This window comes from Streptomyces sp. ADI95-16, from assembly GCF_003721495.1.
GTDB classification, from domain to species: domain Bacteria; phylum Actinomycetota; class Actinomycetes; order Streptomycetales; family Streptomycetaceae; genus Streptomyces; species Streptomyces goshikiensis.
In genome coordinates, this window is record NZ_CP033581.1 from 1,871,413 (window position 1) to 1,893,188 (window position 21,776).

Here is a 21,776-nt window from a genome sequence, read left to right on the forward strand (position 1 = left end):
GGATGCCGCGTGCCGCCTTCGGCGGGGGTCACTGGGCGACGGAGCCGTAGTCGGCGAAGCCGCTGGGGTCGTGGCGGCCGAAGCTGCCGTGCTCGAAGATGCCGAAGCCGGTCCGGCCGTCGAGGGTGAAGCGGGCGCAGTGGTCGGTGACCCCGAAGGCGGCCGTGGGGTGGGCGGCGGGGTCGCAGAGGTCGTAGACGCGGCGGTCGGTCCAGCCGCGGCCCTGCCAGGTGCCGTGCTGCCAGTCGGCGGCGGGCGGGTAGCCGGCGCCGACGGCGAGCGGGGAGGAGGCCAGGATCTCCACGCCGAGTTCGAGGGGTTTGCGGGCCGGATCGGTGAGGTGCACGACGGCGCTCTCGGGGTGGCGGGTGCCGGGGCGGTAGCGGATCTCGGTGTGGGGCCAGCCGAGCTGGACGTCGCCGCGGCCCTCGCCCTCGGGGAAGACCTGGACGGCTTCGCTGAGGGTGCGGTGGCCGTCGGCGTCCTCCTGGGTGATGACCATGAGGAACCGGTCCTCGAAGCGGACGGGGATCCAGAGCCAGTGGAAGCCCTCGGGGCGGTACTCCTCGGCGGCGCGGCCGCCGTCCTCGCCGGGGAGGGGGCGCACGCCCCAGCTGCGGTCGCGGGTGCCGGTCCACTCGTGGGGGGTGAGGGCGTACTCCTCGCCCTTGGCGCGGAGGGTGCCGGTGACGTGGCCGGCCTGGACGAACCGGCGGCCTTCCAGCATGAGGCGGTCGCCGCGGCGCTGGACGTGGTGGGGCTCCCAGACGGCGGGGAACTCGGCGGTCCAGGTGACGTCGTAGGAGAGCCCTTGCGGGTCGGCGGGGTCGGCCTCGCACTGGAGGGTGATCCGCTTGAGGGGTTCGTCGACGATGATCCGGAGCGGGCCGACGGAGAGGTTCATGCGGTCGTCGGAGAGGGCGTCGGAGGCGCGGACGGCGAGGAGTTCGTCACCGACGCGGAGGGTGGCGTAGGCGTCGATGACCCCGGCGTTGGGGTAGACGCCGAGGCCGAGGATGAGGACGGCCCGGCCGGCGTGGTCGAAGACGTGGAAGATGCAGCGGTCGTAGGCGTTCCGGTCGCCGCTGACGAGGTGGCGCATCGACAACGGGGCCTGGTGGATGGGGTATTCGTCGAGCGGTACGGGGCGGTCCGCGGGCACGGCAAACCTCCTGGGCACGGGGTCAGGCGGAACGGCGAATATGACGGTACGTCAGAAACCGTGCCGGGGGCCATAGTCCTGGCACGCACTGACACCCCGTCATTCCATGCCGCTCCGCTGGCCGCGGGGTTACGGGGGGGGTGGCGCCGGGCGCGCCGGGCCGGGCGGCCCGCTCCCGCGCCACCGGCAGGCCCCTGGCCCCTGACCCCGAGGAGGTTCGCGGCGAGCCGGCAGGGCGCGGGCGACGAGGTTCGTGGCGAGCTGGTCCGCGAGCAGCTCCGGGCCCAGCGCTCCGAGGGCGCCGCGGCGGCCGGCGGGGCGGGGGCGAGGAGGGCCGGCCCGCACACGGCTCCGGGCTCAGCGCTCCGAGGGCGCCGCGGCGGCCGGCGGGGCGGGGCGACGAGGTTCGTGGCGAGCCGGCCCGCACACGGCTCCGGGCTCAGCGCTCCGAGGGCGCCGCGGCGCACGATGCCGGCGGTGCCGACCGGCACGTCCATCCGGCCGTCGAGCTCCCCTTCGGCGGGGAAGGCGGCCGACAGCGGTGCACGGCCGCTGCCCTGCCGCCCGATCGCGACCACGTCGGCGCCCTCGGCGGTGGAGCCCTGCCGTCGGCGGCAAGGTCAACGGCTCGTCGGGCGCCGGCGGGAGGGGTGGGGACACGTCGAACGGATGGGCGCGGGGTGGGGGCGGTTACCGGGGGTGCGGTGGCGCGTTGGCCCGGTATGACGACGCTTGAGACTGCCACGCCACGGACGGGGCGCCGTCGGCGGCCGACGCCGCCCGGCTACGAAGAATCGGTTCAGCATCGGCACCCCGATCCGCCCATCTACCGTGACCTGCTGGCCCGCTGGTCCGACGACGGCCGGACCCTGCCGGGGCAGGGCGACCCGGAGTGGACCCGGGTCCTCTCCTCGCCGATCTGGCCGAGCGGCCCGCTCTTCGGCGGCTGACCGCCCCCGCGCCGAGCGCGGCACGCGCCGAAGCGCGACACGTGACCGACGCGCGGCACCCGCCGAAGCGCGGCTCGTGGCCGACGCGCGGCACCCGCCAACGCGTGACACGTGGCCGACGCTCAGCACCCGCCAACGCTCGGCTCACGGCCAGCGCACGGCACCCGCCGAAGCGCGGCTCGTGGCCGCCACGCGGCCGCCGCGCCCCGGGTGCCGCCGCGCGGGGCGGGGTCCGGGGTGCGCTCCGGGAGCGGCGCGGGCGGCCCCGGTCAGCGGGTTTCGGGGCCCGCCAGGTGGCGGGCGATGACCATGCGCTGGATCTGGTTGGTGCCCTCCACGATCTGGAGCACCTTCGCCTCCCGCATCAGCCGCTCCACCGGGAAGTCCGCCGTGTAGCCGTAGCCTCCGAGGATCTGGACCGCGTCCGTCGTGACGGCCATCGCCGCGTCCGTACAGAACAGCTTGGCCATCGCCGCCTGCCGGGAGAACGGCTTGCCCGCGTCCCGCAGCCGCGCCGCCGCGAGGTACAGCGCGCGGCCCGCCTCGATCTTCGTCGCCATGTCGGCCAGCATGAACCGCAGGCCCTGGAAGTCCGCGATGGGGTGGCCGAACTGCTTGCGGTCCAGCGCGTAGGTCACGGCCTCGTCCAGTGCCGCCTGGGCGACGCCCACGGCGCAGGCCGCGATGCCGAGGCGGCCGGCGTCCAGCGCGGCCAGCGCGATGGTGAAGCCCTGGCCCTCCTCGCCGATGCGGCGCGAGTCCGGGACGCGGACCCCGTCGAAGTGCAGCTGGGCGGTGGGCGAGCCCTTCATGCCCATCTTCTTCTCGGGGACGGCCGCCGTCAGGCCCTCCACGTCGCCCGGGACCAGGAACGCCGTGATGCCCTTCGGGCCCGGCGCGCCGGTGCGGGCCAGCACGGTGTAGAAGTCGGCGACGCCGCCGTGGGTGATCCAGGCCTTGGTGCCGGTGATGACCCACTCGTCGCCCTCGCGCACCGCCTTGGTGGTCAGCGAGGCCGCGTCGGAACCGGCGGCCGGCTCGGACAGGCAGTACGCGCCGAGCAGCCCGCCGCCGAGCATCTCGGGCAGGTGGGCGGACTGCTGCTCCTTGGAGCCGTAGCCGGCCAGGCCGTGGCAGGCCAGCGAGTGCACGCTGACGCCGAGGCCGACGGTCAGCCGGGCCGCCGCGAGTTCCTCCAGGACCTGGAGGTAGACCTCGTACGGCTGCTCACCGCCGCCGAACCGGCCGTCGTACGGAAGACCGAGCAGCCCGGCCTCGGAGAGCAGGGTGAAGACCTCGCGGGGGAAACGCCCGGAGTCCTCCTCCTCGGCGGCCCTTGGACGGATCTCCCGCTGGGCGATCTCGCGTACGAGGGCGAGGAGGTCCCGGGACTCCTCGGTGGGCAGCTGACGGTCCACCGGCTGCGGGGCGCGGTCTGTCATGGCGGCGCTCTCCTCCCTGGTCGGGCACGGCGGCGGCGCGTGAAGGTGTGGGACGCGACGCCGGGTCTCGGTGCTCTCACAGCCGATGCTGCCCTTTCGGATCACGAAAGGGGCTGATCAGTGGCTGCGGCGGCTTGAGTATGCCCGATCAGGCGCGTCCCGTCACCGGGGCAAGATCATCGGCCTGACCGAACGGTCCTTCGGGAAGGGGCGGCGGGGGACACTCCGGGACGAACTCCCCGATGACCGTGAGCGTGGCGCGCAGCTGGCGCACCAGGAGGGCGCCGAGCCGGTCCCGGTCCGGCCGCCCCTCGGCCCCGTCGGCCGGTGCGGCGATCCACTCCAGCGTCGTGCCCTCGACCGCGGCGAGCCATCCCACCAGCGCGAGCCGGGCGATCGGCGGGATCTCGCGCCGCCCGTAGGCGCCCTCGGCGATGGCGGCCACCAGCTCCTCGCGGACGGCGTCCCGGATGGCGAGCACCTCGGCGTCGGAGCCGACGCCGCCGGTGACGATGGTGCGGTACGCGGCCTGGTGGTGCTCGGCGTAGACGAGGTAGCCCTCGATGGTGCGGCGCACCCGCTCGGCGCCCGGGAGGTCGGTGTCCCCGCCGGCGCGGGCGACGAGCTCGGCGACGGAGTCCTCGACGATGGCGAGGTAGTAGCCGCGCTTGCTCGTGAAGTAGTAGTAGATCAGCCCCTTGGCGACGCCCGCCTGTTTGGCGATGTCGTCCATGGAGAGCGCGTCGTACGAGGTGTCGGCGAACAACCGCCGCCCGATCGCGATGAGTTCCGCTCTGCGGGTCTGTGAGCGCAGGGTCGAGCCACGCTGTTGACTATTGTTCAAATCCGGCCCCAGCCTCGAACTGCCTCAGGATGCCGGAAGTATGGCAGAGCCGTCCTGGAGGGCGGACCCGGGCCGGGAGGAGGCCGTCAGAGCCAGCCGACCTGGGTGACGAACATGGCGACGACGACCACCAGCGTCCAGCCGAGCACGTGCTCCAGCCAGGAGGAACCGTCCTCGGGGCCGCCGGTCCGCAGGAGGTTCCGGGCGCGGGTGGTGAGATCGGTGGCTGAGGTGGCGGCGGTGGGGTCTGCGGTCGCGGTCATGGCGTCCAATGTGCCAGCGTTCGCGGCTTTCGCGGTAGATGATGCTGGTCACTCGTGGCGCACGTCACGCCGCCCGCGGTACGTCGCCGCCCGGCGCCGGGCGGCGACGTACCCGCTCCGCTCCGGACATCGTCGAGCCCCGGCCGGATCGCGACCGGGGCCCGGCGTGCTCGGGGTCAGGCGGCGCGTTCGCGGCCCGCCATGCCGGCCATGGCCAGGGCGAGGCACAGGGCGACGGCTCCGGTGATGACGTTGTTGACCACGGTGCGGGTCGTGTCGACATTGCCGGCGACGACCCAGGGAGCCACGATCGTCCAGGCTCCGAGGCCCACCGCCGTCCAGGCCATCGCGTGGGTGCGCTCGTAGGCGGAGCCGAGCCCGCTCATGCACACGCAGTAGGCCAGGCCGGTGATCAGGTTGTTGACGGCCAGCGCGCCCAGGACGCTGAATCCGGCGATCCACGGGGAGGCCGCCAGGTACAGGCCCGTGATCAGGGCCAGCGCCTCCACGGCCTGGGCGGCGGGGGTGCTGGTGACCCGCTCGAACCGCGTCCTCATCTCGGCGAGGTCCGGGTGGTGTTCGATGCTGTGAGTGGTCATGGTGGGCCGCCTCCACGTAGAAACGTTTATACGCCCTTTATGCCCCATATTGCGCTTGTCATACCTCGCGGTCAACGGTTGCGGCGACGGTACGTCCGGCTTCCTTCCGCCCCTGCCCTCACAGCACCCCGACCGCCCTCAGCGCCGCGATCTGGGCCGGGTTCGGCCGGGCCGGGGCGTAGAGGTAGCAGATGCCCCCGCTCCCCGAGACGACCTTGCCGGCCGTGTTGTGGCGCTTGGTGCGCAGCCAGATGGTCTCCCATTCGGCGCGCTCGTAGACGCGGCGGACGGCCGCGTTGTCGGCCGAGTTCGGGTCGTTGGCGATCACGTCTCCGGCCGCGGTGAAGCCGATGACGGTCATCAGGTGGCCGGCCGTGCCGTAGCCCGCCCCGGTGAGCTCCTCGGGACGGAAGGACTGGGAGGTGATCGCGGGGATGCCGGCGCGGACCAGGGTCTCCAGGTCGGCGAGGGAGCCCAGCCGGGTGACGACGCCGCCGAGCCCGCGGTAGGTGGCGGCGTACGCGGCGTTGAAGGGCCAGTTGCCGCAGCCCTTGTAGGCGGCGTCGTAGGTGGAGCGGGCCGCGTGGCAGACCTGCGGGTCCTTGTACGTGCGGTCGACCCAGCCCAGGGCGCCGGCGCTGGCCCTGCCGCCCCAGTACTCGATGATCATCTGCGAGGAGGTGGGGCTGCACCAGGCCTCGCCGCCGTTGTCGTACTCGGGGTACTGGCCCTTGTGGGTCTCCTGCGAGTAGCGCGGGACCTTCAGTTCGTGCGCCTCGCCGGAGGAGGGGGCGGAGGCCGGGACGGTGAACCGGTCCGGGACGTCGGAGACCATGGCGCCGGCCAGCCAGACCAGCGGTCCGCCGTCGGCGCCGGGCCTGCGGTGGAGGGTCAGGCGCAGCTGCCAGTCCCTGATCCGCAGCCCGCCCGCCGGGTGGTCGACGGCGAGGGTGTCGGTCCAGACGGTGCTCTTGCCGTCGGTCTGGCCGTCCACGGAGGTGCGGCGGATGTCGCCGTCCCCGGCGGCCCAGCGGCCCATCACGTACCAGGGGCCGGTGACCCCGTCGGTGTAGGTGGGGCGCAGCTCGATCTGGATCCAGGTGCCGGCCGGGGTGCGGGCGTTCCAGGAGGCGATGGCCTCGGTGGCGGGTACGGCGGAGCGGTGGACCGGGGAGGTCCAGGTGGCGTACTCCCAGGTGGTCTTCTTCCCGGTGTGCGGGTCCTGGTACTCGGTGCGGCCGGCGGGGGTCTCGATGCGCAGGGCGGGCCGGTCGCCCGCGGCGGCGGCGGTGCCGTGGTGGGTGCCGGCCAGCCAGTGGGCGTGCGCGTACCAGAACCGGTTGTCGACCGTAGCCGGGGTGGCCGCTCCCCCGGTAGGGGCGGAACGGGCGGCTCCGGCGGCCGAGGAGCGGCCGCCGGGGACGGTGGCCGTGGCGGCGGCCGCGAGGGCGACGGCCAGCAGGGCCCGGCGTGGTGTGGCTGCGGTCATCGGCGTGGCCCCCCTGGGGTCGGTGCGGTGGGTCGGCTGCTCCACCCTTCCAGTTCCCGGTGCCCGGGTGCCGAAGCCACGACTCCGCGTCGGGGTGACATCGAGGGCGCTCCGGTGCCGGTACCCCGCCCTCTAGGCTGGCCGGGTGGAGTCACGCAGGTCACATCAGTCTGACGAGTCACATGAGTCACTCGAATCCCTGGCGCGCGAGCTCGCCGCGCTGCCCCCCTCGCTCGGCCCCGTGCGCCTGATCGGCATCGACGGGCACGCCGGTTCGGGCAAGAGCACCTTCGCCGGGCGGCTCGCCGAGGCGCTCGGCGGGGTGCCGGTGCTGCACCTCGACGACATCGCCACCCACGAGGAGCTCTTCGGCTGGCAGGAACGGCTGCGCGCGCAGGTGCTGGAGCCGCTCGCCGCCGCGCGGCCCGCGCACTGGGCCCCGTACGACTGGGTCCTGCGCCGCTTCGGACCGGAGCGGGTGCTGGACCCGGTGCCGGTGCTGCTCGTCGAGGGGGTGGGGGCCGGGCGGCGGGCGCTGCGGCCGCACCTGGCGCGGCTGCTGTGGATGGAGACGCCGCGCGCGCGGTCCTGGGGGCGCGGGCGAAACCGGGACGGGCGTGAACTCTCCGACTTCTGGGACGGATGGGAGCGCGCGGAGCTCGCGCACTTCTCGGATGATCCTTCGCGCCCCTTCGCCGACACCCTGGTACGCCAGAGCGGTACGGGATACGAGTGGTCTTCCGGGACGGGTGCGACCTCAGGAACCTCCCCTTCCATCACTGATGGTGACGGGCTCCCCCAGGCCTGAGCCGCCTCGGAAATCCGCCCGCGCGGGCCCGCTCCGACGCGCTTGACCGGGGGCCCGCGGCCGCCGTACGTTCTCCATGCACGGCCTGCGAAGGCCGCAGCGGACGCGAAGCCCCCGATTGTTCCCCCGTGATCGGGGGCTTCGTTCTGTCCGCGGCCCGCTCCGCACCGCCGCCCCGCGCCCCCGTACCGCCCCGACAGTTCACCCTGAGTCACCGTGCGCCCTCGGCGCACCGGCGCTACCGGTGGCCGCCGCACCCTACGTAAGGTGCGTAACCGCAGGTACGATGCAGCCCTGATTTCATCGGCGCAGGAACAACTCGCGCGTGCCACGCGGGGGTTGCCGCGCACCACGGGGGCAGGCTTGTGGGGGATGTGATGGACTTCGGCACTCCGGGCAGCACGCACGCCCCGGCCGAACTCGCCTGGCTGCGCGGGGTCGACGCCTGCACCATGGGCGCGTACCCGCAGGCCGAGGAGGAGTTCCGGGCCGCCGTACGGCTCGATCCGGCGATGGCCGACGCCTGGCTGGGCCTGCACGCCCTCCGGGTGGACACCACCAACGCCTTATTGCGCATGTACGCCCACCGGGACCGGTTCGGGGAGCAGCGGGCCCGGCACCGGCGCACGCTGAACTCCTGGTACTGGCTCGGCTGGTGGGTACAGCCGGTGCTGGAGAGCCCCCGGGACCTGCTGCTCGCCCACGCCTCGCACTGGCTGGACGGCCGCCACGTACCGGAGCTGGACCAGGCGCTGGCCGCCCTGCCGCCGGTGGACACCGATCCGCAGGTGCGGTTCCTGCACGCCTGCCGGGCGTATCTGGTCAAGGACTGGGAGCAGTTGGTCCGGCACACCGAGCCGCTGGTGGACGATCCGCTGCTGGGCATCGAGGCGGGCCTGTTCGGCGGGATGGCCCGGGTCCGGCTGGAGATGTACGGGCAGGCCGAGCCGCTGCTGTCGACGGCGCTGATGCGCTGCCGCAGCGAGCAGCCGCAGCGCAAGGAGCTGCGCTACTGGCTGGCGCGGGCGCACGAGGGCACCGGGCGCAGTGCGGCGGCGCTGCCGCTGTACCGGGCCGTGCACCGGGTGGACCCGGCGTTCATGGACACGGCGGCGCGGCTGACGGCGATCGAGGACAGCGACTACGTCGACGGCGCGGACGGCTACGCGGGCTTCGGCGGGCACGTGGCCGGGGGCGTCGCCGGTCACGGCCTGTCCCCGCTCGGCGGGGACTTCGCGGCGGTGGCGCTGGGCGGGGGCGGCGGTCCCGTCCAGGACATCGCGGCCGACGGCCAGCCGGACGGCGATCCGCCGGCCGCGCCGGAGCCGCCCGGCCAGCGGTTCGCGCCGCCGTCGGACGCGGGCCGGCCGCAGGGCGTACGACGCAAGGCGTCCGTACCGCCGCAGGGCGCCCCGGTGGGGCTGCCGCCCGGGCCGGCCGATCCGCGGGCCCTGGCCGAGGCGCTCGCGGAGCTGGAGCGGATGGTCGGCCTGGAGCCGGTGAAGCGGCAGGTGAAGGCGTTGTCCGCGCAACTGCACATGGCCCGGCTGCGCGCCGGGCAGGGGCTGCCGGTGCAGCCGCCGAAACGCCATTTCGTGTTCTCGGGGCCCTCCGGCACGGGCAAGACCACGGTGGCCCGGATCCTGGGCCGGGTGTTCTACGCGCTGGGGCTGCTGGGCGGGGACCACCTGGTGGAGGCGCAGCGGGCGGACCTGGTGGGCGAGTTCCTCGGGCAGACCGCCGTGAAGGCGAACGAGCTGATCGATTCGGCGATCGGCGGGGTGCTGTTCGTGGACGAGGCGTACAGCCTGTCCAACTCCGGCTACAGCAAGGGCGACGCGTACGGGGACGAGGCCCTCCAGGTGCTGCTGAAGCGGGCGGAGGACAACCGGGACCACCTGGTGGTGATCCTGGCGGGCTATCCGGCCGGGATGGACCGGCTGCTGGCCACCAATCCGGGGCTGTCCTCGCGGTTCACGACCCGCGTGGACTTCCCGAGCTACCGGCCGCTGGAGCTGACCGCGATCGGCGGGGTGCTCGCGGACGCCAACGGGGACCGCTGGGACGAGGAGGCCCTCGACGAGCTGCGCAGCATCAGCGGGCACGTGGTCGAGCAGGGCTGGATCGACGAGCTGGGCAACGGGCGCTTCCTGCGCACCCTGTACGAGAAGAGCTGCGCCTACCGGGACCTGCGGCTGGCGGGTTTCGCCGGAGAGCCCTCGCGGGACGATCTGGCGACGCTGCGGCTGGCGGACCTGATGCAGGCGTACGGGGAGGTCCTGTCGGGCCGTGGGCCGCAGGACCGCGATCGCCCGGAGCCGCCGCCGATGTAGTGCGTCGGCGGCGGCTCCGGGGCCGGTGCGGGCCGGGACTCGCCCGGCGGGGTCAGACCGCCAGCGCTTCCCCGGAGCGTGCGGCCACGGCCAGGCCGGGCTCGCGGCGGGCCGCCGGGGCGGTCCGGTGCGCGGGGTCCCGTACCTCGCCGACGAGCATCTCCAGGACGTCCTCCATGGCGACCAGGCCCAGGATCCGTCCGGCCGGGTCGGCGACCTGGGCCAGATGGGTGGCGTCCCGGCGCATGACGCTGAGGGCGTCGTCCAGCGGCAGGGTGGAGCACAGGGTGGTCATCCGGCGCCAGACCCGCTGGGGCACGGCCCGCTCCCGGTCCTCCAGGTCGAGTACGTCCTTCACGTGCAGGTAGCCCATGAAGGCGCCGCCGTCGGAGCGGACGGGGAAGCGGGAGTACCCGGTGCGGACGGTGAGCTGCTCGATCTGCCGCGGGGTGACCGAGGGGCCGACGGTGACCAGCCGGTCCCGGGCGAGGAGGACGTCGGTGACCCGGCGGCTGCCCAGTTCCAGGGCATCTTCCAGGCGCTCCTGTTCGACGGCCTCCAGGAGCCCGGCCTGCCGGGAGTCCTTGAGCAACCGGCCGAGCTGGGCGCTGGTGTAGACGGCCTCGACCTCGTCCTTGGGCTCGACCTTGAAGAGGCGGAGCACCCAGGTGGCGCAGGCGCCGAGCGCGGTCGTGATCGGTCCGCAGAGGCGGGCGAAGGCGACCAGGCCGGGGCTGAACCAGAGGGCGGTCTTCTCGGGGGCGGCCATGGCGAGGTTCTTGGGGACCATCTCGCCGATGACCAGGTGCAGGAAGACCACGGCGGCCAGCGCGAACGCGTAGCCGAGGGGGTGGATCAGGCCCTCGGGCACGTGGACGGCGTGGAAGACGGGCTCCAGCAGCCGGGCCACGGTGGGTTCGGCGACCGCGCCCAGGGTGAGCGAGCAGACGGTGATGCCGAACTGGGCGGCGGCCATCATCCGGGGCAGGTTCTCCAGGCCGTGGAGCACCTGGCGGGCCCGCTTGGAGTCGGCCGCGAGGGGCTCGATCTGGCTGCGGCGGACGGAGACGAGGGCGAACTCGGCGCCGACGAAGAAGCCGTTGGCCAGGACCAGGAGCAGGGCGAACAGGAGCTGGAGGGCGTTCACCGGCCCACCGCTTCCAGCCGGGCGGGCGCGGGCACCGCGGCGACGGGCACGGAGTCGGCCGCCGGGGCGGTGCGGACCAGCCGGACCCGTTCGGCGCGGTAGCGGCCGACCTGGCGGACGGACAGCTTCCAGCCGGGCAGCTCCGCGCGGTCCCCGGGGGCGGGGATCCGGCCGAGCAGGTCGGCGACGAGCCCGGCGACGGTCTCGTAGGGGCCCTCGGGCACTTCGAGGCCTATCCGGCGCAGGGTCTGGACGCGGCAGCTGCCGTCGGCCTCCCAGGAGGGGCGGCCGTCCTCGGCGGGTACGGGGGCCAGTTCGGGGCTCTCGTCCTCCGCCAGGTCGTGCTCGTCGCGGACCTCGCCGACGAGTTCCTCCACGATGTCCTCCAGGGTGACCACGCCGGCGGTGCCGCCGTACTCGTCGACGACGACGGCCATCGGCTGTTCGCTGCGCAGCCGCTCCAGCAGCGGCTGTACCGGCAGGGAGCCGGGCACCAGCAGCGGGGCGACGCAGATCCGCGCCACGGTGGTGCGGGCCCGCTCGGCCTCGGGCACGGCGAGGGCGTCCTTGAGGTGGACGACGCCGGTGACCTCGTCGATGCGGTCGCGGTAGACGGGGAAGCGGGACAGGCCGGTGGCCCGGGTCAGGTTGAGCACGTCGGCCGCGGTGGCCGTGTGCATCAGGGCGCTGACCTTCACCCGCGGGGTCATGACGTGCTGGGCCGTGAGCTCGCCCAGCGAGAGGGTCCGTACGAAGAGGTCGGCGGTGTCCTGTTCGAGGGCGCCGGCCTGGGCCGAATGGCGGACCAGGGAGACCAGTTCGCCGGGGGTGCGGGCCGAGGCCATCTCCTCGGTCGGCTCCACGCCGAGCGCCCGGACGAGCCGGTTGGCGACGGCGTTCAGGCCGGCGATGACCGGCCGGAAGGCGCGGGAGAAGACCTGCTGGGGGCCGGCGACGACCCGGGCGACCTGGAGCGGGCGGGAGACGGCCCAGTTCTTCGGGACGAGTTCTCCGACGACCATCTGGACGGCTGAGGCGAGCAGCATGCCGATGACCACGGCGACGCCGGAGACGGCTCCCTTGGGGAGGCCGGTCGCGGCGAGGGGTCCGGAGAGCAGTCCGGCGAGGGCCGGTTCGGCCAGCATGCCGACGACGAGGGAGGTGATGGTGATGCCGAGCTGGGTGCCGGAGAGCTGGAAGGACAGCTCCCGCAGGGCCTCGACCACCGTACGGGCACGGCGGTCACCGTCGGCTGCGGCGCGTTCGGCCTCGGGTCTCTCCACCGTGACGAGGCCGAATTCGGCTGCCACGAAGAAACCGTTGGCGAGGATCAGCGCGAAGGCCGCCACGAGCAGAAGTAGCGGGATGATCATGCCGCCGCCTCCGGGGGGAGGGCGGCGCGGGTATAACCGGACGATCCGTCCATTGCTGGAAGGAGTCACTCCTCAAGTAGCAGTTGCCCGCGGGCCACGGGGTCCCGGGGCCGGTGGGAGGGCACACGGTCGTGCCCCGCCACCAGGGTAGTCATTGAGATCGCGGCCGCAATGGGACGCAGCGACAAGGGCGGCTCGGCTCAGCGGCCGTTCGAGCCGGTTCCCCGGTTTTCGGCGAGGGCCCGCAGGGCGCGGGCATCGCCGATGGCCTGGGCCTTGGCCACACCGGGCTGGATGCCGAGGGCGGGCAGGCTGGTGCCGTCGCTCAGGTCGAGGAACACCCACGGGTCGCCGGGGCGCAGGTTCACCCGGAGGATCTGGGCCCACTCCAGGCGACGGGTGGTCGTCAGGTTGACGACGGTGACCCCGGTCTCGTCCGCGACCACCTTGGGGCGGCTGAGCAGGACGAGTACGGAGGTCAGCAGGACGGCGGTGAAGACGAAGCTGATCCGCTCGCCCGGGCTGAGGTTCTCCAGCAGTACGGCGATCGCCGTGATGGTGGCGAACATGGCGAGCCCGACGCCCAGCAGGACGGCCCGGGTGCGGGTCGGCCGGAAGGTGACCGGCAGGGCGGGCGGTGCGGGCTGGGCGGCGGACTCGGCCATGATGCTGGTGATGCCTTCTGGAGGGGGTGTACGGATCGGGTGACCGCGTGCGTACGGGTCAGAGACGGCAGGCGTGGATCGAGGTGGTGAGGATCGCGCGAGCGCCGACCTCGTACAGGTCGTCCATGATCCGCTGGGCTTCCTTGGCGGGGACCATCGCGCGGACGGCGACCCAGCCCTCGTTGTGCAGCGGGGAGACGGTCGGCGACTCCAGGCCCGGGGTGAGGGCGACCGCGCGCTCCAGGTGCTCGGCGCGGCAGTCGTAGTCCATCATCACGTAGCTGCGGGCCACCAGGACGCCCTGGAGGCGGCGCAGGAACTGCTGGGCGCGCGGGTCCTCGGCGTCGGTGGAGCTGCCGCGGATGACGATCGCCTCGGAGGTCATGATCGGCTCGCCGATGACCTCCAGGCCGGCGTTGCGCAGGGAGGTGCCGGTCTCGACCACGTCCGCGATGATCTGGGCGACGCCGAGCTGGATGGCGGTCTCGACCGCGCCGTCGAGGTGGACGACGGAGGCGTCGATGCCCTGCTCGGCGAGGTGCTTGGCGACGATTCCCTCGTACGAGGTCGCGATCGTCATCCCCGTGAAGTCTTCCGGGCCCTTCGCGGTGCCGGGCCGGGTGGCGTAGCGGAAGGTGGAGCGGCCGAAGTTCAGCGGCAGGATCTCCTCGGCGCTGGCGCCGGAGTCGAGCAGCAGGTCCCGGCCGGTGATGCCGATGTCGAGCTTGCCGGAGGCCACGTAGATCGCGATGTCCTTGGGGCGGAGGTAGAAGAACTCCACCCCGTTCTCGGGGTCGAGGACCACGAGCTCCTTGGACTCCTTGCGCTGCCGGTAGCCGGCCTCATGGAGCATCGCCGACGCCGCTCCGGAGAGTGAGCCCTTGTTGGGGACGGCGATGCGCAGCATGGGGTTTCCTTTGGTGCGTAGGTTGCGAAATGTCGGCTGTGGCGGGCGGGGGGCCCGCGGGAGGAGCTCGGGCCTAGAGGTGCGCGTAGACGTCGTCGAGGGAGATCCCGCGCGCCACCATCATCACCTGGACGTGGTAGAGCAGCTGGGAGATCTCTTCGGCGGCGGCTTCCTTGCCCTCGTGCTCGGCGGCCATCCAGACCTCGGCGGCCTCCTCGACGATCTTCTTGCCGATCGCATGGACGCCCTTGCCCACGAGCTCGGCGGTACGGGAGGTGCTGGGGTCGCCGTTGGCGGCCTTGAGCTGGAGCTCGGTGAAGAGCTCTTCGAAGCTCTTGGAGGGTTCGTTCGCCATGATGGTCCTCAGAATAAGGGGTCCCCCGCCGCCACTCAGCGCCAGGGTTCGCTGACGGTCCGCAGGGTCATGGCGGTGGAGACGGCGGCGGTGACCGCTTCGTGCCCCTTGTCCTCGTTCGACCCCTCAAGCCCGGCGCGGTCCAGCGCCTGCTCGTCGTTGTCGCAGGTCAGGACGCCGAAGCCGACGGGGACTCCGGTGTCGATCGACACCTGTACCAGGCCTTGGGTGACGCCCTGGCAGACGTAGTCGAAGTGCGGGGTGCCGCCGCGGATGACCACTCCGAGCGCGACGATGGCATCGTAACCGCGACCGGCGAGTACCTTCGCCACCACGGGCAGCTCGAAGCTGCCCGGGACGCGCAGCAGGGTGGGCTCGTCGATGCCCAGCTCGTGCAGGGCCCGCAGGGCGCCGTCGACCAGACCGTCCATGACCTTCTCGTGCCACTGGGCCGCGATCACGGCCACCCGGAGGTCGCCGCAGTTCTTCACGCTCAGTTCGGGTGCGCCCTTGCCGCTCACAGCTCTGCTCCTCGGTGCGTTACGTACGTGGTGTGGTTCGGTCGGGTGTTGCGGGTGGTGCGGGTGGTGCGGGTCTACTGGTTGCCGCAGGCGGCCGTGGTCACTGCCCCGTCCAGCCAGGGCAGGTCGTGGCCCATCCGGTCCCGCTTGGTGCGCAGGTACCGCAGATTGTGCTCGCCCGCCTCGACCGGCATCGGTTCCCGGCCGGCGACGGTGATGCCGTGGCGGACCAGCGCCGCGGACTTCTCGGGGTTGTTGGTCAGCAGCCGGACGCTGCGCACCCCCAGGTCGGCGAGGATCTGCGCGCCGGCCCCGTAGTCGCGGGCGTCGGCGGGCAGGCCGAGTTCCAGGTTGGCGTCCAGCGTGTCGCGGCCGCGCTCCTGGAGTTCGTACGCGCGCAGCTTGGACAGCAGTCCGATGCCGCGTCCCTCGTGGCCGCGCAGGTAGACGACCACGCCGCGGCCCTCGGCCTTGATGCGGGCCATGGAGGCGTGCAGCTGGGGGCCGCAGTCGCAGCGCAGGGAGTGGAAGATGTCGCCGGTCAGGCACTCGGAGTGCATCCGGACCAGGATGTCCTCGCCGTCCCCGATCTCGCCGTGGACGAGGGCGACGTGCTCGACCCCGTCGACGGTGGAGCGGTACCCGTACGCCGTGAAGTCGCCGTGGGCGGTCGGGAGGCTGACCTCGGCCTCGCGGCGCACGGTCGGCTCGGCGGAGCGGCGGTAGGCGATCAGGTCCTCGATGGAGATGATCGTCAGGCCGTGCTTGCGCGCGAACGGGATCAGCTCGGGCAGCCGCAGCATGACGCCGTCCTCGCCGGCGATCTCCACGATGGCGCCGGCCGGGCGCAGGCCCGCGAGGCGGGCGAGGTCGACGGCCGCCTCGGTGTGACCGTTGCGTACCAGGACCCCGCCCGGCTTGGCGCGCAGCGGGAAGATGTGGCCGGGCCGGACGAAGTCGGCGGGCTGGGAGACGCCGTCGGCGAGCAGCCGCAGGGTGGTGGCGCGATCGGCGGCCGAGATGCCGGTGCTGACGCCGTGGGCGGCGCTCGCGTCGACGGAGACGGTGAAGGCGGTCTTCATCGACTCGGTGTTGTGCTGGACCATCTGGGGGAGTTCGAGCCGCTCCAGTTCGGGGCCCTCCATCGGCGCGCAGATCAGGCCGCGGCACTCGCTCATCATGAACGCGACGATCTCGGGGGTGGCCTTCTCGGCCGCGATGACGAGGTCGCCCTCGTTCTCGCGGTCCTCGTCGTCGACGACGACGACCGGGCGGCCGGCCGCGATGTCACGGATGGCCTGCTCGACGGGGTCGAGGCGGAAGGTCTCGGTCTCGCTGGGCACGGGCTTGAGGGTCATGCCGTTGCTCCTTCCAGGGCCGTGGCGGGGTTGGTGCGCGAGCGCTGGTACCAGTCGTAGGCGCCCCACAGGACGAGCGCGCCGTAGATGACGTAGACGAAGGCGGAGAAGGCGTAGCCGCTCGTGTAGGCGAGGGGGACGCCCACCGCGTCGACCAGCAGCCAGGCGAACCAGAACTCGACCATGCCGCGCGCCTGGGCGTACATGGCGACGATCGTGCCGACGAAGATGTACGCGTCGGGCCACGGGTTCCACGACAGGCTGGGGAACAGGGTGAAGAGTCCGCCGACGGCGAGGGTGCCGAGGGCTGCCGCGCCGAGGAGGTAGCCCCGCTCGCGCCAGGTGGCGAACCGGACGGCGAGCGTGCCGTCCTGGGCCCGCTGCCTGCCGAGGCTCCACTGCCGCCAGCCCCACAGCGCGACGATGACGACGACGAGCTGCTTGCCCGCGTTGCCCGAGAGGTGGCCGGCGGCGAAGGTGAGGAAGAGGATCGCCCCGGACAGGAGCTGGGCGGGCCAGGTCCAGATGGAGCGGCGCCAGCCGAGTGCGAGGGCGATGAGGCCCATCGTGTTGCCGACCATGTCGGACCACAGGATGTGCTGGCCGAAGAGCGTGAACGCCTCGGTGGTGCCGAGCCAGTTCAGGGCGTTCACGACCGCTCCTCCCCGGCCTTGGCGGAGAGCGGGTCGACGCCGGCGGCGAGCAGGCGCTCGACGTACTTGGCGAGGACGTCCACCTCCAGGTTGACCGGGTCGCCGGGCTGCTTGATGCCGAGCGTGGTCAGGGCGAGGGTGGTGGGGATCAGGCTGATGGTGAAGTGGTCGGCCGCGGCCTCGACCACGGTGAGGCTGACGCCGTCGACCGTGATGGAGCCCTTCTCCACGACGTACCGCGACAGGTGCGCGGGCAGCGCGACCTTGACGAGCTCCCAGTGCTCCGAGGGGGTGCGGGAGAGGATCTCGCCGGTGCCGTCCACGTGTCCCTGGACCAGGTGGCCGCCGAGCCGGCCGCCGAGGGCCATGGGCCGCTCCAGGTTGACACGGGAGCCCTGTCCGAGGGTGCCGAGGCTGGAGCGGTTCAGGGTCTCCTGCATGACGTCGGCGGTGAACTCGCCGTCGGCGGTCTCCACGACGGTCAGGCACACGCCGTTGACGGCGATGGAGTCGCCGTGCTTGGCGCCGTCGGTGACGACGGGGCCGCGCAGGCGGAAGCGGGAGGCCTCGGCGAGCTGCTCGACGGCGGTGACCTCGCCCAGTTCTTCGACGATTCCGGTGAACACTCAGCGCTCCTTGGGGGCGGTGGGGACGGCTTCGGGGACTGCGGTGACGCGGAGATCGGGGCCGATGCGGACGGTCTCGGTGATCCGGAGCCGGAGCGCGTCGGCGATCGTGTCGATGCCGGCGTCGCCGAGGGCGGTGCGGCCGGCGCCGAGGAGGACGGGGGCGAGGTAGCCGACGACCTTGTCGACGGCTCCGGCGGCGACGAAGGCGCCGGCCAGGGTGGGGCCGCCTTCGAGGAGGACGGAGCGGACTCCGCGCCGGTGCAGTTCGGCGAGCAGGGCGTGGACGGAGATCCCGTTGGCGTCGGCCGGGAGCCGGACCAGGTCCACGCCGGGCAGGTGCCCGGTGTCGGCGTCCTCGGCGACGGCGATGAGGGTGGGGGCGGCGTCGTCCAGGACGCGGGCGCCGGGCCGGACGGTGGCGCGGGTGTCGAGGACCACCCGCAGCGGCTGGTCGGCGGGGTCCGTGCCGGGGCGGCCGCGGACCGCGAGGTGCGGGTCGTCGGCGCGCAGGGTGCCGGAGCCGACGACGACGGCGTCGGCCTCGGCGCGCAGCCGGTGGACGTCGGCGCGGGACTCCGGGGAGCTGATCCAGCGGCTGGTGCCGTCGGCGGCGGCGATCCGGCCGTCGAGGGTGGCGGCGTACTTCCACAGGACGTGGGGGCGCCCGCGCCGTACGGAGGTCAGCCAGGCGGCGTTGCCCTCTTCGGCCTCCTGCTCCAGCAGCCCGGCCTCGGTGGCGATCCCGGCGGCGCGCAGGGTGGCGCCGCCGCCGCTGGCCTGCGGGTTCGGGTCGGAGACGGCGTAGACCACACGGGTGACGCCGGCCTCGATGAGGGCTTGGGCGCAGGGGCCCGTCCGGCCGGTGTGGTTGCAGGGCTCCAGGGTGACGTAGGCGGTGCCGCCGCGGGCCGCCGCGCCCGCCGCGCGCAGGGCGTGGACCTCGGCGTGCGGGCCGCCGGCCCGCTGGTGCCAGCCCTCGCCGACGACGGTGCCGCGGGCGTCGGTGATGACGCAGCCGACGACGGGGTTGGGGCTGGTGGAGCCGAGTCCGCGGGCCGCGAGCTCGATGGCTCGGCGCATGGCGGTGGCACGGGTGTCGGGTGCTGCGTGCGCGGCGTGGGTCGCCACCGGGTCCTCCTGCCTCATCGGGCACGGACTCCGGGGCCTGTCGGGATACGACAGTTGAGCGGGACACCACACGCGGGGACGCCGAGGCCGGAAGAACGGTCCGATCGGGCACGCCCCCAAGGGTGTGCCGATGAACCGCCGACGGCGGCGTACCGGTGACTGGCCCGCCGCGCACTGCCTCCCATCCGGACTTTAACCGTCGGTCCAGGAATTTCACCTGGTCAACCGGCCGCTGGCTGCGGACGGGTCGCGGACTATAACCGCCGGTTCGGAATTACACCGACCCCGGAGTGCGCTGCTACTGGTACTAGGGCCAGTGTGCCACGGGTGATCGGCGGCCATGCGAGTGAGGACCTGTGGCCTGACTCACAGCGGGGGGTTTCGCGCCGCCCTTGTCAAGGCCGCGTCGCGCCGGTCCGGCGGTCGGTACCGGACCGGCGCGGCGGGCCGCCCGGGCCGGACCACCACCCCTCCCCCACTTTGGTCCAGACCTATTGACGGTTTGGTCTAGTCCTCTTAACGTTCCCTTCATCCTCCCCGGGAGACAGCCCGTCAGATGTGCGCACGTCACGGGCCAACGAGCGCCACCCGTCCGCAAGTTGTGTCCGTGTCCTGACACCCTCCCCTCCCCAGGAGGCACGATGCCGTCCCCCACCCGTACGAGAGCGATGCTGCTGGCATCCGGCGCGGCGATCGCCGGACTGCTGCTACCGGCACTGTCGACGACCTTTTCGCACGCCGCCTGGGGGTCCCCCCGGACGGAGTCTGGGGGGGAAGGCTGTCGCCCCGACGGTCTGTACAAGACGGCCGGCGCCGACGTCCCGTACTGCTCGGTCTACGACTCCGAAGGCCGCGAGAAGATGGGCCCCGACCACCAGCGCCGGGTCATCGGCTATTTCACCGGCTGGCGCACCGGCAAGGACGGCACGCCCGCCTACCTCGCCAACAACATCCCGTGGTCCAAGGTCACCCATCTGAACTACGCCTTCGCGCACGTCGGCGCCGACAACAAGATCTCGGTCGGCGCGGACAACGCGAACAACGCGGCCACCGGGATGACCTGGCCGGGTGTCGCGGGCGCCGAGATGGACCCCGCGCTCCCCTACAAGGGCCACTTCAACCAGCTGACCAAGTTCAAGAAGCAGTACCCGAACGTGAAGACCCTGATCTCGGTCGGCGGCTGGGCCGAGACCGGCGGCTACTTCGGTGACGACGGCAACCGGGTCGCCTCCGGCGGCTTCTACTCGATGGCCACCAACGCCGACGGCTCCGTCAACCAGGCCGGCATCGACACCTTCGCGAACTCCTCGGTCGAGTTCATCCGCACGTACGGGTTCAACGGCGTCGACATCGACTACGAGTACCCGACCACCATGAAGGACGCGGGCAACCCGCTGGACTGGCAGCTGTCCAACACCCGCCGCGCCGGCCTGGTCAAGGGCTACGCGGCCCTGATGAAGTCGCTGCGCGAGAAGCTCGACCGCGCGGGCGCCACCGACGGCAAGCACTACCTGCTCTCCGTCGCCGCCCCCTCCTCCGGCTACCTGCTGCGGGGCATGGAGACGTTCCAGGTGCAGCAGTACCTGGACTACGTCAACATCATGTCCTACGACCTGCACGGCGCCTGGAACGAGTACGTCGGCCCCAACGCCTCGCTCTTCGACGACGGCAAGGACGCCGAACTGGCCGCCGCGGGCGTCTACTCCACCTCCCAGTACGGCGGTGTCGGCTACCTCAACACCGACTGGGCCTACCACTACTTCCGCGGCTCCATGCCCGGCGGCCGCATCAACATCGGCCTGCCGTACTACACCCGCGGCTTCAAGAACGTGCAGGGCGGCACGGACGGTCTGTGGGGCAAGGCCCCCGCGACCACCTGCCCGGCCGGCGCAGGTCTGACCAAGTGCGGTGACGGCGCGGTCGGCATCGACAACCTGTGGCACGACAAGGACACCAACGGGGCCGAGTCCCCGGCGGGCTCCAACCCGATGTGGCACGCCAAGAACCTGGAGAAGGGCGTCGTCGGTGACTACGTCACCGCGTACGGCTTCCCCGCGAACACCACGCTGACCGGCACCTACGCCCGCAAGTACGACTCCACGCTGGTGGCGCCGTGGCTGTGGAACGCGCAGAAGAAGGTCTTCCTGTCGACCGAGGACGAGCAGTCCGTCGCCGCCAAGGCCGACTACGTGGTCAACAAGGGCATCGGCGGCACGATGGTCTGGGAGCTGGCGGGCGACTACTCCTACAACTCCGCCAAGGGCCAGTACGAGAGGGGCGACACGCTCACCTCCCTGATGTACGACAAGTTCAAGGCGGCCGCCCCCTACGGAGCGAAGAAGGCCAGCGGCGCGCTGCCGGCGCAGGCCGTGGACATCAAGACGGAGTTCACCGAGTTCAAGCTGGGCGACTCCAACTACCCGATCACCCCGAAGCTCAAGATCACCAACAACACCAAGGCCACGCTGCCCGGCGGCACCGAGTTCCAGTTCGACTACGGGACCTCGGCCCCGGCCAACGCCTCCGACCAGTCCGGCTTCGGCACCAAGGTGATCGCCGTCGGCCACAGCGGCAGCAACGTCGGCGGCCTGAAGGGCGACTTCCAGCGGGTCTCGCTGAAGCTCCCGGCCTGGCAGACGCTGGCCCCCGGCGCCTCGGTGGACCTGGCGTTCAACTACTACCTGCCGGTCTCGACGCCCTCCAACTGGACGGTGAACATCTCCGGCACCACCTACGCCCTCGCCGGGGACCTGGCGCGCGGCACGACGGTCACGGAGCCGGGCGGCAGCCAGCCCCCGACCACGCCGCCGACCACCCCGCCCACGACCCCGCCGACCACTCCCCCGACCACGCCGCCGACCACGCCGCCGGGCGGGACCTGCGCGAACCCGGCGTACGCCGCGGGGACGGTCTACAACAGCGGCAGCCTCGTCTCGCACAAGGGCCACAACTGGAAGGCCCAGTGGTGGACGCAGAACGAGGAGCCCGGCACCACCGGTGACTGGGGCGTCTGGAAGGACCAGGGAGCCTGCTGACACCCCGCGGGTAAAGGCGTTGTGAGGACCCGGTGGCCCGGCGTCCACCGGGTCCTCCCGCGTGTGGGGACGCGGGCGGCCCCGGAAGGGCCGAGACTTCTTCGGCCACGACCGG

Annotated in this window: 20 protein-coding genes and 1 riboswitch; of the genes, 4 read left to right on the plus strand and 16 right to left on the minus strand. The window is 72.7% G+C overall.

Going from position 1 to position 21,776, the window contains the following annotated elements:
* Positions 1-28: 28 nt before the first annotated feature.
* Entirely contained in the window at positions 29-1,162 is a 1,134-nt protein-coding gene (locus EES41_RS07915) for a hypothetical protein (RefSeq protein WP_123076851.1), read from the minus strand.
* Positions 1,163-1,884: 722 nt separating this feature from the next.
* On the opposite strand from EES41_RS07915, the gene EES41_RS07920 reads away from it, so the two are divergent.
* Positions 1,885-2,112: a hypothetical protein gene (locus tag EES41_RS07920; protein ID WP_123082339.1), complete on the plus strand. Its 228-nt coding sequence runs from the start codon at positions 1,885-1,887 to the stop codon at positions 2,110-2,112.
* A 269-nt stretch (positions 2,113-2,381) separates the two neighbouring features.
* On the opposite strand, the gene EES41_RS07925 is transcribed toward EES41_RS07920, so the two are convergent.
* The 5 genes from EES41_RS07925 to EES41_RS07945 all read right to left on the minus strand — a co-directional run bounded on the left by EES41_RS07925 (position 2,382) and on the right by EES41_RS07945 (position 6,749).
* Positions 2,382-3,554, minus strand: a complete 1,173-nt coding sequence (locus EES41_RS07925; RefSeq protein ID WP_123076853.1) for an acyl-CoA dehydrogenase family protein — start codon at positions 3,552-3,554, stop codon at positions 2,382-2,384.
* A gap of 148 nt (positions 3,555-3,702) precedes the next feature.
* Positions 3,703-4,398: a TetR/AcrR family transcriptional regulator gene (locus EES41_RS07930; protein ID WP_123076855.1), complete on the minus strand. Its 696-nt coding sequence runs from the start codon at positions 4,396-4,398 to the stop codon at positions 3,703-3,705.
* An 86-nt stretch (positions 4,399-4,484) separates the two neighbouring features.
* Complete coding sequence (locus tag EES41_RS07935) at positions 4,485-4,661, minus strand: SCO1431 family membrane protein (protein WP_367995771.1); 177 nt, start codon at positions 4,659-4,661, stop codon at positions 4,485-4,487.
* Between the two features lie 176 nt (positions 4,662-4,837).
* Positions 4,838-5,260: an SPW repeat protein gene (locus tag EES41_RS07940; protein WP_123076859.1), complete on the minus strand. Its 423-nt coding sequence runs from the start codon at positions 5,258-5,260 to the stop codon at positions 4,838-4,840.
* A gap of 118 nt (positions 5,261-5,378) precedes the next feature.
* Positions 5,379-6,749 carry a peptidase C39 family protein gene (locus tag EES41_RS07945; RefSeq protein WP_123082340.1) on the minus strand — a complete coding sequence of 457 codons (1,371 nt, stop codon included), beginning with the start codon at positions 6,747-6,749 and terminating at the stop codon, positions 5,379-5,381.
* 145 nt (positions 6,750-6,894) lie between these two features.
* Between EES41_RS07945 and EES41_RS07950 the strand changes: the two genes are divergently transcribed.
* Positions 6,895-7,557, plus strand: coding sequence for a uridine kinase (locus EES41_RS07950; protein WP_123076861.1), 663 nt, complete (start codon positions 6,895-6,897; stop codon positions 7,555-7,557).
* Between the two features lie 377 nt (positions 7,558-7,934).
* Positions 7,935-9,890, plus strand: coding sequence for an AAA family ATPase (locus tag EES41_RS07955; protein WP_123076863.1), 1,956 nt, complete (start codon positions 7,935-7,937; stop codon positions 9,888-9,890).
* A 52-nt stretch (positions 9,891-9,942) separates the two neighbouring features.
* Here EES41_RS07955 and EES41_RS07960 read toward each other — a convergent pair whose 3' ends face one another.
* From EES41_RS07960 to ribD, 10 genes are all read right to left on the minus strand, one after another.
* Positions 9,943-11,037 (minus strand): hemolysin family protein, encoded by a 1,095-nt coding sequence (locus EES41_RS07960; RefSeq protein ID WP_123076865.1) that lies wholly within the window; start codon positions 11,035-11,037, stop codon positions 9,943-9,945.
* Positions 11,034-12,410 carry a hemolysin family protein gene (locus EES41_RS07965; protein ID WP_123076867.1) on the minus strand — a complete coding sequence of 459 codons (1,377 nt, stop codon included), beginning with the start codon at positions 12,408-12,410 and terminating at the stop codon, positions 11,034-11,036. The genes EES41_RS07960 and EES41_RS07965 overlap by 4 nt, the downstream gene beginning before the upstream one ends.
* Positions 12,411-12,610: 200 nt before the next feature.
* Complete coding sequence (locus tag EES41_RS07970) at positions 12,611-13,075, minus strand: PH domain-containing protein (RefSeq protein ID WP_008743113.1); 465 nt, start codon at positions 13,073-13,075, stop codon at positions 12,611-12,613.
* A gap of 58 nt (positions 13,076-13,133) precedes the next feature.
* Positions 13,134-13,982: an ATP phosphoribosyltransferase gene (gene hisG / locus EES41_RS07975; RefSeq protein ID WP_123076869.1), complete on the minus strand. Its 849-nt coding sequence runs from the start codon at positions 13,980-13,982 to the stop codon at positions 13,134-13,136.
* 73 nt (positions 13,983-14,055) lie between these two features.
* Positions 14,056-14,337 (minus strand): phosphoribosyl-ATP diphosphatase, encoded by a 282-nt coding sequence (locus tag EES41_RS07980; protein WP_008743111.1) that lies wholly within the window; start codon positions 14,335-14,337, stop codon positions 14,056-14,058.
* Between the two features lie 35 nt (positions 14,338-14,372).
* Positions 14,373-14,858, minus strand: a complete 486-nt coding sequence (gene ribH / locus EES41_RS07985; protein ID WP_007262951.1) for a 6,7-dimethyl-8-ribityllumazine synthase — start codon at positions 14,856-14,858, stop codon at positions 14,373-14,375.
* A gap of 74 nt (positions 14,859-14,932) precedes the next feature.
* A complete protein-coding gene (locus tag EES41_RS07990; protein WP_073778821.1) occupies positions 14,933-16,216 on the minus strand; it encodes a bifunctional 3,4-dihydroxy-2-butanone-4-phosphate synthase/GTP cyclohydrolase II in 1,284 nt (427 codons plus the stop codon).
* Complete coding sequence (locus EES41_RS07995) at positions 16,213-16,869, minus strand: nicotinamide mononucleotide transporter family protein (RefSeq protein ID WP_174261658.1); 657 nt, start codon at positions 16,867-16,869, stop codon at positions 16,213-16,215. Before EES41_RS07995 ends, EES41_RS07990 begins: the two co-directional genes overlap by 4 nt.
* The gene (locus EES41_RS08000) at positions 16,866-17,495 is read right to left on the minus strand and encodes a riboflavin synthase (RefSeq protein WP_123076871.1); all 630 of its coding nucleotides are present in this window, start codon (positions 17,493-17,495) and stop codon (positions 16,866-16,868) included. The genes EES41_RS07995 and EES41_RS08000 overlap by 4 nt, the downstream gene beginning before the upstream one ends.
* Positions 17,496-18,578 (minus strand): bifunctional diaminohydroxyphosphoribosylaminopyrimidine deaminase/5-amino-6-(5-phosphoribosylamino)uracil reductase RibD, encoded by a 1,083-nt coding sequence (gene ribD / locus EES41_RS08005; RefSeq protein WP_123082341.1) that lies wholly within the window; start codon positions 18,576-18,578, stop codon positions 17,496-17,498.
* Between the two features lie 215 nt (positions 18,579-18,793).
* Positions 18,794-18,924, minus strand: a riboswitch (FMN riboswitch).
* Between the two features lie 343 nt (positions 18,925-19,267).
* Here ribD and EES41_RS08010 point away from each other — a divergent pair.
* Positions 19,268-21,661, plus strand: a complete 2,394-nt coding sequence (locus EES41_RS08010) for a chitinase C-terminal domain-containing protein (protein WP_123076873.1) — start codon at positions 19,268-19,270, stop codon at positions 21,659-21,661.
* The last annotated feature ends 115 nt before the right edge of the window (positions 21,662-21,776 follow it).

Bases quoted from the DNA above. Each gene is read 5' to 3' on its own strand.
- EES41_RS07920 (WP_123082339.1), top strand. From the start codon at position 1,885: ATGACGACGCTTGAGACTGCCACGCCACGGACGGGGCGCCGTCGGCGG.
- EES41_RS07925 (WP_123076853.1), bottom strand. From the start codon at position 3,554: ATGACAGACCGCGCCCCGCAGCCGGTGGACCGTCAGCTGCCCACCGAG.
- EES41_RS07935 (WP_367995771.1), bottom strand. From the start codon at position 4,661: ATGACCGCGACCGCAGACCCCACCGCCGCCACCTCAGCCACCGATCTC.
- EES41_RS07940 (WP_123076859.1), bottom strand. From the start codon at position 5,260: ATGACCACTCACAGCATCGAACACCACCCGGACCTCGCCGAGATGAGG.
- EES41_RS07945 (WP_123082340.1), bottom strand. From the start codon at position 6,749: ATGACCGCAGCCACACCACGCCGGGCCCTGCTGGCCGTCGCCCTCGCG.
- EES41_RS07955 (WP_123076863.1), top strand. From the start codon at position 7,935: ATGGACTTCGGCACTCCGGGCAGCACGCACGCCCCGGCCGAACTCGCC.
- EES41_RS07965 (WP_123076867.1), bottom strand. From the start codon at position 12,410: ATGATCATCCCGCTACTTCTGCTCGTGGCGGCCTTCGCGCTGATCCTC.
- EES41_RS07970 (WP_008743113.1), bottom strand. From the start codon at position 13,075: ATGGCCGAGTCCGCCGCCCAGCCCGCACCGCCCGCCCTGCCGGTCACC.
- hisG (WP_123076869.1), bottom strand. From the start codon at position 13,982: ATGCTGCGCATCGCCGTCCCCAACAAGGGCTCACTCTCCGGAGCGGCG.
- EES41_RS07980 (WP_008743111.1), bottom strand. From the start codon at position 14,337: ATGGCGAACGAACCCTCCAAGAGCTTCGAAGAGCTCTTCACCGAGCTC.
- EES41_RS07990 (WP_073778821.1), bottom strand. From the start codon at position 16,216: ATGACCCTCAAGCCCGTGCCCAGCGAGACCGAGACCTTCCGCCTCGAC.
- ribD (WP_123082341.1), bottom strand. From the start codon at position 18,578: ATGCGCCGAGCCATCGAGCTCGCGGCCCGCGGACTCGGCTCCACCAGC.
- EES41_RS08010 (WP_123076873.1), top strand. From the start codon at position 19,268: ATGCCGTCCCCCACCCGTACGAGAGCGATGCTGCTGGCATCCGGCGCG.